Annotated in this window: 10 protein-coding genes; 6 read left to right on the forward strand and 4 right to left on the reverse strand. The window is 55.5% G+C overall.

Annotated elements, in window-relative coordinates; translation table 11 throughout:
• Positions 1–375 precede the first annotated feature (375 nt).
• The 4 genes from yjbE (at position 376) to RAC60_RS11380 (ending at position 5,583) form a co-directional block, all read left to right on the forward strand.
• The gene (gene yjbE / locus RAC60_RS11365; protein WP_006121012.1) at positions 376–624 is read left to right on the forward strand and encodes an exopolysaccharide production protein YjbE; all 249 of its coding nucleotides are present in this window, start codon (positions 376–378) and stop codon (positions 622–624) included.
• Between the two features lie 148 nt (positions 625–772).
• Positions 773–1,249 carry a transcription elongation factor GreB gene (gene greB / locus RAC60_RS11370; protein ID WP_033741594.1) on the forward strand — a complete coding sequence of 159 codons (477 nt, stop codon included), beginning with the start codon at positions 773–775 and terminating at the stop codon, positions 1,247–1,249.
• A 99-nt stretch (positions 1,250–1,348) separates the two neighbouring features.
• A complete protein-coding gene (locus tag RAC60_RS11375; protein ID WP_185200421.1) occupies positions 1,349–3,673 on the forward strand; it encodes a Tex family protein in 2,325 nt (774 codons plus the stop codon).
• A gap of 224 nt (positions 3,674–3,897) precedes the next feature.
• Positions 3,898–5,583 (forward strand): sugar phosphorylase, encoded by a 1,686-nt coding sequence (locus RAC60_RS11380; protein ID WP_375093739.1) that lies wholly within the window; start codon positions 3,898–3,900, stop codon positions 5,581–5,583.
• Here the strand turns inward: RAC60_RS11380 and RAC60_RS11385 are convergent, their stop codons facing one another.
• Positions 5,584–5,853 carry a YdgH/BhsA/McbA-like domain containing protein gene (locus RAC60_RS11385; RefSeq protein ID WP_006121016.1) on the reverse strand — a complete coding sequence of 90 codons (270 nt, stop codon included), beginning with the start codon at positions 5,851–5,853 and terminating at the stop codon, positions 5,584–5,586. It abuts the gene before it with no gap.
• A gap of 169 nt (positions 5,854–6,022) precedes the next feature.
• Positions 6,023–6,799: a pimeloyl-ACP methyl ester esterase BioH gene (bioH, locus tag RAC60_RS11390; protein ID WP_033741601.1), complete on the reverse strand. Its 777-nt coding sequence runs from the start codon at positions 6,797–6,799 to the stop codon at positions 6,023–6,025.
• A gap of 38 nt (positions 6,800–6,837) precedes the next feature.
• Between bioH and gntX the strand changes: the two genes are divergently transcribed.
• Both gntX and nfuA read left to right on the forward strand, forming a co-directional pair.
• Positions 6,838–7,518 (forward strand): DNA utilization protein GntX, encoded by a 681-nt coding sequence (gene gntX / locus RAC60_RS11395; RefSeq protein ID WP_033741603.1) that lies wholly within the window; start codon positions 6,838–6,840, stop codon positions 7,516–7,518.
• Between the two features lie 58 nt (positions 7,519–7,576).
• Positions 7,577–8,152, forward strand: a complete 576-nt coding sequence (nfuA, locus tag RAC60_RS11400; protein WP_033741605.1) for a Fe-S biogenesis protein NfuA — start codon at positions 7,577–7,579, stop codon at positions 8,150–8,152.
• 37 nt (positions 8,153–8,189) lie between these two features.
• Here nfuA and malQ read toward each other — a convergent pair whose 3' ends face one another.
• A complete protein-coding gene (malQ, locus tag RAC60_RS11405; protein ID WP_054686891.1) occupies positions 8,190–10,262 on the reverse strand; it encodes a 4-alpha-glucanotransferase in 2,073 nt (690 codons plus the stop codon).
• 9 nt (positions 10,263–10,271) lie between these two features.
• The gene (gene malP / locus RAC60_RS11410) at positions 10,272–12,677 is read right to left on the reverse strand and encodes a maltodextrin phosphorylase (RefSeq protein ID WP_375093741.1); all 2,406 of its coding nucleotides are present in this window, start codon (positions 12,675–12,677) and stop codon (positions 10,272–10,274) included.
• Positions 12,678–12,745: the final 68 nt, after the last annotated feature.

The raw sequence follows: 12,745 nt of genomic DNA on the forward strand, positions 1-12,745 counted from the left end.
TTCCGTTTCGTCCTCCGTGGGACAGAATACGGCAAATCTGAAATATTGGCTAAAATTCCGCTATTTACTGGTTTTAACACCGTACCAGTAATAATCGCGTTAACAAAAACAATGGGTTGCCAGAAAATTTGACTTAAATCGAATCTGTTATTGCCCACTTCTCCGGCAAGCTGCGGTTTATGACTCTGATAACAGCATATTCTTCCGCAAAAAAACAGGATAATACGCGACCGTTCTCGGATTAGTATGAGATCCGCTTTTAATGAGTCCACTTGCAGCTAAAGTCCAATAAATCAATCAGTAAAGCTCACTTTGCGTACTGCCTGATATCACCCAGACTAAAGCAACGCCAATCTGTCGCTTTACGGGGAAAACATGAAAAAAACGATCTTACTGCTGAGCGTACTGGCCTTGTCCAGCATCAGCCAAAGTTATGCCGCCCCTGCAGCCGGTGAAGCCGCCGGTGCACAGGCCACCACAACCGCTCAGGGCAACTCCAATGCCATCGGTATTGGTGCCATTGGCGCGCTGTTGGGCGTAGCGCTGGCGACCGCAGGCGGTGGCGGCGGTGATGGTAACAGCAGCAGCACCTCAACCACGACGTCGACCAAAGCGGGTAAATAAGTCAGCCTCCTCGCCTCATTGTGCTTCCCTGAGCGTGAAGCGCAGTAAAAGGGTTTTTAGCCTGTTAAAAACCCTTTTCTCGCCCCCTTTTTCGCCACACCGGATTTGCTTTACACTGAAGCTCTTTTGATTTGACCGGCTGCAGTACATGAGAACGCGACTGATTACCCGTGAAGGTTTTAACACCTTAAAAGCTGAACTTGATTATCTGTGGCGGGAAGAGCGACCCGAGGTCACCAAAAAAGTGACCTGGGCTGCCAGCCTGGGCGATCGGAGTGAAAATGCCGATTACCAGTACAATAAGAAGCGTTTGCGCGAGATTGACCGCCGCGTCCGCTATCTCAGCAAAAGTCTTGAGCAACTGCGTATTGTGGATTATTCGCCCCAACAGGATGGCAAAGTATTTTTTGGTGCCTGGGTGGAAGTCGAGAATGACGACGGTGAAGTGAAACGCTTTCGTATCGTGGGCTACGATGAAATTTTTGGCCGTAAGGATTACATCTCGATTGACTCGCCGATGGCCCGTGCGCTGTTAAAAAAAGCGGTCGGTGATATGGCCATTGTTGAGACGCCAGCCGGGCCGGCCGCCTGGTATGTTAATGAAATTAGCTATATTGAAGCCTGATTCAGAATATCGCTGAAAGCAGGCCCATTCTCTGGCATTTTCGCCCATCAATCCGTATAACTATCGGCTATTTCTCAACCCAGAAAGCATAATAGTCCGATGATGAATGTTCTTAGCCAGCTAATTGCAAGTGAGCTCCAGGCGCGCCCCGAGCAAGTTGACGCCGCCGTCCGCCTGTTGGATGAAGGGAATACCGTGCCATTCATTGCACGTTATCGTAAAGAGGTGACGGGCGGTCTGGATGATACGCAACTCCGCCAGCTGGAAACCCGCCTCGGCTACCTGCGTGAACTCGCTGAACGCAGGCAGGCCATCCTGAAATCCATTGAGGAACAGGGAAAACTCACCGACGACCTGGCTCAGGCCATCAATGCAACGCTCAGCAAAACAGAACTCGAAGATCTTTACCTGCCCTACAAACCCAAACGCCGCACCCGTGGGCAAATCGCCATCGAAGCCGGTCTGGAGCCGTTGGCCGAGACATTGTGGCAGGATCCCTCGCACGATCCGGAGCAGCTGGCTGCCGGTTATGTGAATGCCGATAACGGTGTCGCCGATGTGCGCGCAGCCCTTGATGGCGCGCGCTATATTCTGATGGAGCGCTTTGCTGAAGATGCCGCGCTGCTGGCTAAAGTACGCCACTATTTGTGGAAGAATGCCCATCTGGTATCGAAAGTGGTGGAAGGTAAAGAGGAAGCGGGCGCGAAATTCCGCGACTATTTCGACCACCATGAGCCGCTGCATACCGTACCGTCTCACCGTGCACTGGCGATGCTGCGCGGACGTAACGAAGGCGTGCTGCAACTGTCACTGAATGCCGATCCGCAGTTTGATGAGCCACCGCGCGAAAGTCATGGCGAAACCCTGATTGCCGAACACCTGAACCTGAGACTGAATAACGCGCCCGCCGACAGCTGGCGCAAGGCTGTGGTCAGCTGGACCTGGCGCATCAAGGTGATGCTGCATCTGGAAACTGAGCTGATGGGCACGGTTCGCGAGCGGGCCGAAGATGAGGCCATCAACGTCTTTGCACGCAACCTGCACGATCTGTTGATGGCGGCACCTGCGGGCATGCGTGCCACTATGGGCCTGGATCCGGGCCTGCGTACCGGCGTGAAAGTTGCCGTCGTTGACGCCACCGGCAAGCTGGTCGCCACCGATACCGTTTATCCCCATACCGGCCAGGCCGCAAAAGCGGCGGCGGCCGTGGCGGCGCTGTGCGTGAAGCACCAGGTCGAACTGGTGGCGATCGGAAACGGTACCGCCTCACGTGAAACCGAACGTTTCTTCCTTGATCTGCAAAAGCAGTTCCCGCAGGTCACGGCGCAAAAAGTGATCGTCAGCGAAGCGGGCGCATCGGTCTACTCCGCGTCAGAGTTAGCGGCGCAGGAGTTCCCGGATCTGGATGTCTCCCTGCGCGGGGCGGTTTCCATTGCCCGCCGCTTACAGGATCCGCTTGCCGAGCTGGTGAAAATCGACCCGAAATCCATCGGTGTAGGCCAGTATCAGCATGACGTCAGCCAGAGTCAGCTGGCGAAAAAGCTGGATGCGGTCGTGGAAGACTGCGTGAATGCCGTCGGCGTTGATCTGAACACCGCTTCCGTACCGCTGCTGACGCGCGTAGCAGGTCTGACGCGCATGATGGCGCAAAATATCGTCGGCTGGCGTGACGAAAACGGGCGTTTTCAGAATCGTCAGCAGTTACTCAAGGTGAGCCGCCTGGGGCCGAAAGCCTTTGAGCAATGCGCAGGCTTCCTGCGTATCAATCACGGCGATAACCCGCTGGATGCGTCTACGGTTCACCCCGAAGCCTATCCGGTCGTCGAGCGCATTCTGGCGGCCACGGAACAGGCCCTGACCGATTTGATGGGCAATCCGGCCAGCCTGCGGAATCTGAACGCTGTGGACTTTACCGATGCGCGTTTCGGCTTGCCGACCGTGACTGACATCATGAAAGAGCTGGAAAAACCCGGCCGCGATCCCCGTCCTGAGTTTAAAACCGCGCAGTTCGCGGAAGGCGTGGAAACCCTGAACGACCTGATGCCGGGCATGGTGCTGGAAGGTGCGGTCACTAACGTCACTAACTTCGGTGCTTTCGTGGATATTGGCGTTCATCAGGACGGGCTGGTCCATATCTCTTCCCTGTCCGATAAGTTTGTGGACGATCCGCATCAGGTCGTGAAGGCGGGCGACATCGTCAAAGTCAAAGTCATGGAAGTGGATCTGCAGCGTAAACGTATCGCGCTTACTATGCGTCTTGACGAGCAGCCGGGTGAAGGCCATGCCCGCAGTGGTAAGAGCAGCACGGCACGTGAGGAAAGACGTCCCGCAGCGAACAAAGGCCGGGCGCGTCCCACCAGTCAGCCAGCAGGTAACAGCGCCATGGGTGATGCCCTGGCTGCGGCCTTCGGTAAGAAGCGCTAGTTAACGGCGTTTACGTCGCCTCTTTCCCGGTGCGGAAGGAGGCGACGCTTCACCCTCTCTTCCCCTTTACGCTGTTCTTAGCCCTCCGCCAGGCTTTGCCTGCCAGCAAGCCGTTGCGCCCTTTCGCTGGCTGCGCGTGCGATTAAGTTGAAAATCCTCACCCTGACGCTACGCTAAAAAGACGCCCGTGATAATAACGACACCCGCTGTGGCAGCCCCTTAAAATGGAAAAAATCACTGCTTTACTCGATGCGATTTATGCCGATGCCTTTCCACAGGCTTTACGTGAACGCCTGCTCGTCCTGATTGCAGACGCTCGCGATACCACAAAATTGCCACGTAAAGCGCACTGGGACGAACAGGATGTCGTACTGATTACCTATGCCGATCAGTTTCGCGAACCGAATACGCCTACGCTCCGCACTTTCTCACGCTTTTATCAGCAGCATTTGCAGTCGACCTTTCCACTGGTGCACCTTCTGCCGTTCTATCCTTATTCGTCCGACGACGGTTTTTCCGTCATCGATTACCATCAGGTCAATCCGTTATGTGGCGACTGGCATGACATTGCCCTGCTGCATCAGGAAACACGACTGATGTTCGATTTTGTCTGTAACCATATGTCGGCGCACAGCGCATGGTTTAAGCATTATCTTGCACAGGATCCGGGCTGGGATGATTTTTTTATAAGCCTGCCGCCCACTACCGATCTGAGTGCGGTAACGCGGCCACGGACGTCGCCCTTGCTCACCCCGTTCACGCTGGCAAACGGTGACATTCGTTTTGTCTGGACCACCTTCAGCGTCGATCAAATTGACCTGAACTTTGCCAGCCCTGACGTGCTGCTGCGCATGGTTGAGGTCCTGCTCGACTACCTGAAACGTGGAGCCGATTACGTACGGCTGGATGCAGTGGGCTATATGTGGAAAACACCCGGCACCACGTGCATTCACCTCGAAAAAACGCATCTGCTGGTCAAACTGTTTCGTGCCATCGCCGACGAGGTTGCACCGGGCACCGTGATCATTACTGAAACCAATGTGCCGCATAAAGACAACATCAGCTATTTCGGCAAGGGTTATGATGAAGCCCAGATGGTGTATCAGTTCTCGCTGCCGCCGCTGGTGCTGCACGCCATCCACACCGGCTCGGCGCGTGCGTTACGCCAATGGGCCAGTACCCTTACGACAGGCAATGGCAATACCACTTTTTTCAATTTCCTGGCATCGCACGATGGTATTGGCCTGAATCCGGCACGCGGTATTTTATCTGAAGTGGAAATTACCGCCCTGGTGCGCGATCTGGCGCTGGAAGGTGCGCTGATCTCGTACAAAAATAATCCTGATGGCACGACCAGCCCCTATGAAATCAACGTGACCTATTTCGACGCGCTCAACCGTGAAGGCGATGACGATGAAACGCGGCTCAAACGCTTTATGTTAGCGCACGCTATCTTACTGGCGTTTCCGGGCGTACCCGCCATTTATATCCAGAGCATACTGGGTGCACGTAACGATTATGAGGGCGTACGCGAAGCCGGCCATAACCGGGCGATCAACCGGCAAAAATATGCGATGCCGGAGATTGAAGACGCGCTGGCAAACAGGAACGGTTTACGCCATCAGGTTTATACGCATTTGAGTAAACTGATTCAGCAGCGTCGCCGTCTGGCCGCTTTCCATCCCGATAATCCGATGCAGCTCTTTCAAAGTGACAATGCGCTGTTAATAATGAAGCGTGATGAGCCCGTCCGCGGCGATGCGTTACTGTGTGTATTTAATCTCAGTGGCAGACAGGTTAAAGCGCTGTTACCCGAAGCGCGCCTTTTTCAGGATGTGATCAGAGGTGAGAAGGTGGATGGCACCCAGCCCGTGGTGCTGGATGCCTGGCAATTCATGTGGCTACGCTAATTACTTGTACACTTCCGCAGTTGCACTGAACTTACCGTGCTCACGGCCCGCGATCACCAGGAAGTACTTGCCGCCCTTCTCATCCGCTGCTTTTGACAGCTTCTTCTTGGCATCCATTGGCGAGGTGGTTTCTGCCGTGGTGTTTACGGTACCAATTTTGGTCAGATTCATCTTCTGCACTTCTTCTTTGGTGACTTCTTTCGCCGCCAGTGCAGAAAATGACACTGCGCCCATCATCACTGATGCAACTACCCATTTCATAACCTTCATTTGTCTACCCTCATTCATGATCCATTGTTGAGATGTAAGCAGCCGCAAATCGCTTAAGGCTATATCGAACGGCATAGTCATTTCCCTGACTAATCGCATAGAAGTGCAGCGGCCTTGCTCACTCATCAAGTATTGCCGCTACACAGAAATTTGCCAGTTACGGTCTGGGTTAACTGTCTAATCCGCTGATAAATGAAATAATATGCTGGCAGAAGGCGTCAGGATGAGAAATAAACGGCGCATGTGCGGCTTTGTCTGTCACAACAGAAGGCGATGCCGGTAACTGTTGGTCAAGCTGTTGCGCAATGCGACGGGGCACCAGACCATCCAGCGCGCCATAGATGCGCAGAAAAGGCAGCGAAAGCGTGGCAAGCCTGTCACGTAAATCGCATTCGCTCAGAATCTGCAGGCCACCATTCAGCACCGCTACGTCGGGCATCGGCTGTGACAGCACAATGTCTTTCAGCTGGCGTGCATCGGCGCGGGCGCTTTCCGAGCCCATGGTTTGCAGAGCCAGAAAACGCTCAACGGTACGCTGAAAGTCCTGACTCAGCTGCTGCTGAAAGTTATGTAAGGTTAAAGGGGCAATCCCAGGCCAGTCATCGCGGGCGGTAAAGCAAGGTGACGAGGCGACGGTAATCAGGGCACGTAATCGTTCGGGGACGCTCAACGCCAGCTGCGTGGCAACCAGCCCGCCCAGAGACCAGCCCAGTACAGTGGCGCGCGAGGGCAGATGCGGCTCAAGCACCTGTGCCATCGCTTCCAGCGACATCGCCGGGAATCCCTGGCTGCGGCCATAACCGGGTAAATCCACTAAGTGCAGACGGAAATGCGTGCTGAGTCGCGGCACGATGTTTTGCCACACTTCCGCATTCAGTCCCCAACCGTGCAGCAGCACAAGATCGTTATCTCCTTCGCCGCAGGTATGCCAGTAAAGTGAGCTCATCCGTTATGCTTCCATCATTCATTAATAAGGAGGCCACTATGCTACCAATGCCCGCCCTGTGTTGGCTATGCCAGTTGCCGCTACGTCTTGCCCGGCACGGCATTTGCTGTGTCTGTCTGCGCCAGTTGCCCCGCCTGCCCCCGTTATGCCCGGTGTGCGGTCTGCCTGCCGCCTCTGGCAACCTGACCTGCGGGCGCTGCCTGCGTCACCCGCCGCCCTGGCAGACGTTAGTCTGCGTCAGCGCCTGGCAGCCCCCGCTCAGCACATGGGTAAACCAGTTAAAATTCTCCGGGACAACCGCACTAAGGGTGATGCTGGCGCGTTTGCTTTTGTTAAGCTGGTTGAATGCGTACCGTAGCAAACGGACGAGCCGTCCCGATCTGCTGATGTGTGTTCCGCTGCATTCACGACGCTGCTGGTGGCGCGGCTACAATCAAACGGCCTTGCTGGCCGCACCCCTGGCTCACTGGCTGGGCTGTGCATTCAGTCCGGCGTTATACCGACGGCGCGCAGGTGCCGTTCAGCATCACTTAAGCGCCCGCCAGCGTCGTCGCAACTTGCGAGGAGCGTTTCATCTTGAAGCCGATGTCACCGGACGCCATATCGCCCTGATCGATGATGTGGTCACCACCGGCAGTACGGTCAAAGAAATCAGCCGGCTGCTCCGGGCGCGAGGCGCAGCCAGCGTGCACATCTGGTGCCTGTGCCGTACCTTGTAGAGCCCGAATGATGGGCGTATTATAACCAACTAAATTAGTCAACTATTGAGCAACTGACATGATCCGAATTACTGATTCTGCCCAAGAGCATTTTTCAAAACTGCTGTCTAAACAAGAAGATGGCACCCAGATTCGCGTATTCGTGATTAACCCGGGTACGCCAACGGCCGAATGCGGCGTGTCATACTGCCCACCCGATGCGGTTGAAGCCACGGATACTGAACTTAAGTTTGAAAAACTGTCCGCGTATGTTGATGAACTGAGCGCGCCCTATCTGGAAGACGCTGAAATTGACTTCGTCACCGATAACCTGGGCTCGCAGCTGACGCTGAAGGCGCCTAACGCTAAGATGCGCAAGGTTTCTGACGATGCGCCACTGGTTGAGCGCGTTGAGTACCTGTTACAGGCGCAGATTAACCCACAGCTGGCCGGACACGGCGGACGCGTTTCGCTGATGGAAATCACCGACGACGGTTTTGCTATCCTGCAGTTTGGTGGCGGCTGTAACGGCTGTTCGATGATCGACGTTACCCTGAAGGATGGCATTGAGAAAGAGTTGCTGGCAGCCTTCCCGCAGTTGAAAGGCGTGCGCGATATTACTGAGCACCAGCGTGGCGAGCACTCGTTCTACTGATGTTTACGCGCGACAGCCCGGCTGTCGCGCGTTCCCGTTATCCCGCCTTTCGCCGTTTAGTCACGGTTTTCAGTAGTTTATTGACGTCATCATCGGCAAAGATGCTTTCCAGTGGCTGCACCAGCTTGCGACGCCAGTTGGGATATTGATCGACGGTGCCCGGGACGTTAACCGGCGTGGTCATGCCCAGCCAGTCCTCAGGCTGCAACCCAAGCAGTGCACTGTTGGTATCCGCCAGAAAGCGGTGCACAGACTGATTCAGACCGGGCGTCATCGCCAGCGACGCCGCCTGTTTTGCGCTCCGTGCCGGCACCGCGCCCGCTTTATGTAGTGCATCGAGCAGCGCCTGCTTTTGCTTCAGTCGCTGCTGCTGCAGGTTGAGGACAGTTTTTTTATCGGGATAAAGCCCAAGCTCCTCGCCAAGCTGCAAATCGCCGCCACTCCAGAACCCTGTCAATGTGGGCAGATCGTGCGTGCTGGCGCTGGCGATTGACTGCCGTGGATAGGCCCGGGGCGCGCGATACTGGCCCTGCCTGCCCTGTTCAAACCACAACACTTTCCACGAAAAGACGCCACTGTCGCGCAGCAGACTGACAATCTCTTCAGGCACGGTACCTAAATCCTCGCCGATCACCATACAGCCCTGTCGGTGGCTTTCCAGCGCCAGAATACCTAACAGATCGTGAACCGGATAAGCCACATATGCCCCTTTATCCGCCGTTTCACCCGCCGGTACCCACCAGAGGCGCAGAAGCGCCATTACGTGGTCGATACGTAGCGCGCCGCAGTCACGCATATTCGCACGCAGGATGTCGATAAAGGGCTGATAACCTCTGGCCTGCAGAACATGGGGATCCATCGGCGGCAGCCCCCAGTTTTGGCCCAGCGGACCAAGCCGATCGGGCGGCGCGCCGATGGACGCTTTCAGCCGGTAGAGCTCTGGATCGTGCCAGGTTTCAGCGCTGCCTTCTGCTACGCCGACAGCCAGATCGCGGTACAGGCCGACACTCATACCCAGCGCCTGACTGCGCGCCCAGCACTGCGAAAACTGCTGCTGCGCCAGCCACTGCAACCACTGCCAGAAAGCAATCTCCTCGCCGTGCTGTTCGCACCAGTTCTGCACCTCCGCGGAGCGGCAGTCACGCCAGCTTTCGGACCAGGCAGGCCAGCCTGTCAGCGCGGAGCCTTCACGCTGCATGTCTGCCTGCAGACCGTCATAAACGGCCTGATAGCGCAAACTGTCGCCCCCTTGCTGGATAAATTCGGCAAAGCGTTGTTTCTGCTCATCTTCCGCACGCCGGGCCTGGAACTGAGTCCAGCTATGGCGCAACGCCGTCAGCTTCAGCGCCATCACTGCATCGTAATCCACCCACTCACTTTCCCGGGCCTTGCTGAGTGCTTTTTGGGTTTTCGCGCTTTTCCACCACTTTTGCGCCGCGCGGCTCTGCTGGAAATCCTCTACCTGTGCCACATCGATATAGATAATGTTTAACCAGCGACGGGACGACGGACTGTAAGGGCTGGCAAAAGCGGGGCTGGCCGGATAGAGCGCGTGCAGGGGATTCAGGCCGACAAAATCACCACCGCGCGCGGCAAGCTGCTCCAGCAAATATTCCAGATCGCCAAAATCACCAATGCCCCAGTTTTTCGCTGAACGCACGGTATAAAGCTGAACCAGCGCGCCCCAGCGTTTCTCTCCGGCACGCAAGGCCGGGGGCAGATAACAGCGGCGCGGCGCGACGATCACTCTCGTCTGCCACGTACGCTTGCCCTTGCTCAGGGTAAGCTGGTGATAACCCTGCCCCAGAGGAGAAGGCAGCGTAAAGGGCGCACCACCTTCGAGTGTTCCGCTAAAAGTTTTGCCTTTCTCTGTCTGCAACTGCCAGCTTATGCGACCGTCAATCTGTGGCGCCAGCACGCGTTGGCGATTACCGCTGAAGACCACAACAGGCGGCAGCGGTGATTTGCTGGCTTTCTGCGGGTTTTCCATCACGGCGAGCAAGGCACGCTTTGTCTCATCACTGATCGCTTCCGGTTCACCGTTCGCATTGAAGTACGTCAGCGCTATTCCTGCCGCCAGTGCGGCTTTATCAAGTGAAGTGGATGTCATCGCAATTCCTTAGCGTTGCGCCTGCCAGATGCGCTGTTGGTAGTCCCGAATCGAACGATCCGAACTAAAAAACCCGGCTCGTGCCGTATTGAGAATGGCGGCGCGCGTCCAGGCTTCCTGATCGCGCCATAACGCCTCAACGCGTTTTTGCGCATCGACGTAAGCCTGATAATCCGCCAGCACCAGCCAGGGATCGCCATTTTTTGTCAGACTCTCCAACATTAGGTCGAATGCATGCTTATCGCCATTACTGAACTTCCCTTTTTTCAGAGACGTCAGTAATTCATCCAGCTCTTTGTTATGCTTGCGGATCTTTTGCGGCTTGTAACCTGCCGCTTTAAGCGCCTTAACCTCATCCACGGTATGGCCGAAAATAAAGATGTTTTCTTCGCCGACCTGTTCGGCGATTTCTACATTCGCCCCATCCAGCGTGCCAATAGTGAGTGCGCCATTTAATGCCAGCTTCATGTTGCCTGTGCCTGAGGCTTCGTAGCCCGCTGTGGAGATCTGCTCCGACAGATCGGCAGCAGGGATCAGGTATTCGGCTGCCGTAATGCGGTAATCCGGCATAAAGACGACTTTGAGTTTGTCGCCAACAAGCGGGTCGTTATTCACCACGTCTGCCACCTTGTTGATGGCATAGATAATGTTTTTTGCGAGGTAATAACCCGGTGCGGCTTTGGCACCAAAGAGAAACACGCGGGGAATCATGCTGGCATCATCGGGATTATCGCGAACGCGTTTATAGCAGTGCAGAATATGCAACAGGCCTAAATGCTGACGCTTATACTCATGCAGTCGCTTGATCTGCACATCAAAGATCGCTTCTGGATTAACGAGGATGCCGGTGCGCTGCGCAATGTAGGTAGCCAGACGCGCTTTGTTATGGCGCTTAACCGCACGGAAGCGCTCACGGAAGGCAGGATCATCCGCACAGGGCTCCAGGCCCTGTAAGGCCGTCAGATTACTGACCCATTCGCATTGAAGCGTGTCGTCAATCAGGCTCGACAGGGCGGGATTACACTGCTTAATCCAGCGGCGCGGCGTGATGCCGTTCGTGACATTGTGGAATTTTTGCGGCCAAAGCTGATGGTACTCGGGGAAAAGATCGGTCACGACCAGGCCGGAATGCAGGGCCGCCACGCCATTCACTGCAAAACCGCTCACCACGCACAGGTTTGCCATGCGCACCTGACCATCGGCCACCACTGCCAGCTTCTTCCATATCGCTTTATCACCTGGCCAGCGCTGTTTAACCTGCTGTTTCAGGCGGCGATTGATCTCTTTGATAATGACCATATGACGCGGCAGCGCACTGCGCATCAGCTTTTCATCCCAGCGTTCCAGCGCTTCAGGCATTAAGGTGTGATTGGTATAGGCAAACACGCGGCTGGTGATATGCCACGCCTCATCCCAACTCAGCTGATGCGCATCCAGCAATACACGCAGCATTTCCGGTATAGCGATGGTGGGATGCGTATCGTTTAGCTGGATCACTTCATGGTCTGGCAGGGCATGGATACTGCGCCCTGCCTGATGATGACGTCGCAAAATATCCGCCACTGCGCAGGCACACTGAAAATATTGCTGCATCAGGCGCAGGCGTTTTCCCTGTGGGTGATCATCGTTGGGATAAAGCACTTTAGTCAGGCTGGCGGCATCAATCCCCTGCTGTTCAGCCTGTAAAAACTTACCATCGTTAAACAGCGTCAGGTCAAAAGGATGTTCGCTGGTGGCTTTCCACAGCCGTAACGGCAGCGTCACCCCGTTACGGTATCCCGTGATCGGCAGATCCCAGGCTTCCCCGCGAAGATAAAGGGCAGGTACCCATTCCAGGCGACCTTCATCGCGCTTGATCACTTTTCCACCCAGCCCGACACGCACATCCAGCGCTGCGTTATGGCGAAACCAGGGATAGGTGTCGCGCTCCCAGTCATCCGGTTCTTCAACCTGTTTGCCCTCTGCGAAGCGCTGGCGGAACAGGCCATATTGATAATTCAGCCCATGTCCGGTTGCAGGCTGGCCTGCCGTCGCCATGGCGTCCATGTAACAGGCCGCCAGCCTTCCCAGGCCGCCGTTACCTAAGGCTGGATCGACTTCTTCTTCCAGCAGTTCGCTCAGCTCAACCTGATGTTCAGCCAGCAGGGCTTTTACCTCATCAAACCAGCCCAGATTAAGCAGGTTATTGCCCGTAAGACGTCCCAGCAGAAATTCCATCGACAGATAGTTCACATGACGTTGTGGCGAGAGGGATCGGGCGGTGGGCTGCACACTGATCACATCATTCACTGCGGCACTGAGTGCCTGCCACCACTGATGCGGCGTCATTTGCCTGGCGGAGGTGTAGCCAAGATGTTGCCATTGGCGGGTTAATGCAGCCTGAAAGCGGGATTTATTGAATTTCTGCTGTGGCATATCACTCCCTTTGTATCCATATGGGTAAGGTAAACATGGCATGCGCATGGGCCGGCAACATGGCCAGC

The sequence above is a fragment of the Pantoea sp. BR_17 genome (assembly GCF_041955125.1).
Taxonomy (GTDB): Bacteria; Pseudomonadota; Gammaproteobacteria; order Enterobacterales; family Enterobacteriaceae; genus Pantoea; species Pantoea stewartii.

What these genes read in the sequence shown, in the direction of transcription:
- yjbE (WP_006121012.1), top strand. Translation starts at nt 376, where the DNA reads ATGAAAAAAACGATCTTACTGCTGAGCGTACTGGCCTTGTCCAGCATC.
- greB (WP_033741594.1), top strand. Translation starts at nt 773, where the DNA reads ATGAGAACGCGACTGATTACCCGTGAAGGTTTTAACACCTTAAAAGCT.
- RAC60_RS11375 (WP_185200421.1), top strand. Translation starts at nt 1,349, where the DNA reads ATGATGAATGTTCTTAGCCAGCTAATTGCAAGTGAGCTCCAGGCGCGC.
- RAC60_RS11380 (WP_375093739.1), top strand. Translation starts at nt 3,898, where the DNA reads ATGGAAAAAATCACTGCTTTACTCGATGCGATTTATGCCGATGCCTTT.
- RAC60_RS11385 (WP_006121016.1), bottom strand. Translation starts at nt 5,853, where the DNA reads ATGAAGGTTATGAAATGGGTAGTTGCATCAGTGATGATGGGCGCAGTG.
- bioH (WP_033741601.1), bottom strand. Translation starts at nt 6,799, where the DNA reads ATGAGCTCACTTTACTGGCATACCTGCGGCGAAGGAGATAACGATCTT.
- gntX (WP_033741603.1), top strand. Translation starts at nt 6,838, where the DNA reads ATGCTACCAATGCCCGCCCTGTGTTGGCTATGCCAGTTGCCGCTACGT.
- nfuA (WP_033741605.1), top strand. Translation starts at nt 7,577, where the DNA reads ATGATCCGAATTACTGATTCTGCCCAAGAGCATTTTTCAAAACTGCTG.
- malQ (WP_054686891.1), bottom strand. Translation starts at nt 10,262, where the DNA reads ATGACATCCACTTCACTTGATAAAGCCGCACTGGCGGCAGGAATAGCG.
- malP (WP_375093741.1), bottom strand. Translation starts at nt 12,677, where the DNA reads ATGCCACAGCAGAAATTCAATAAATCCCGCTTTCAGGCTGCATTAACC.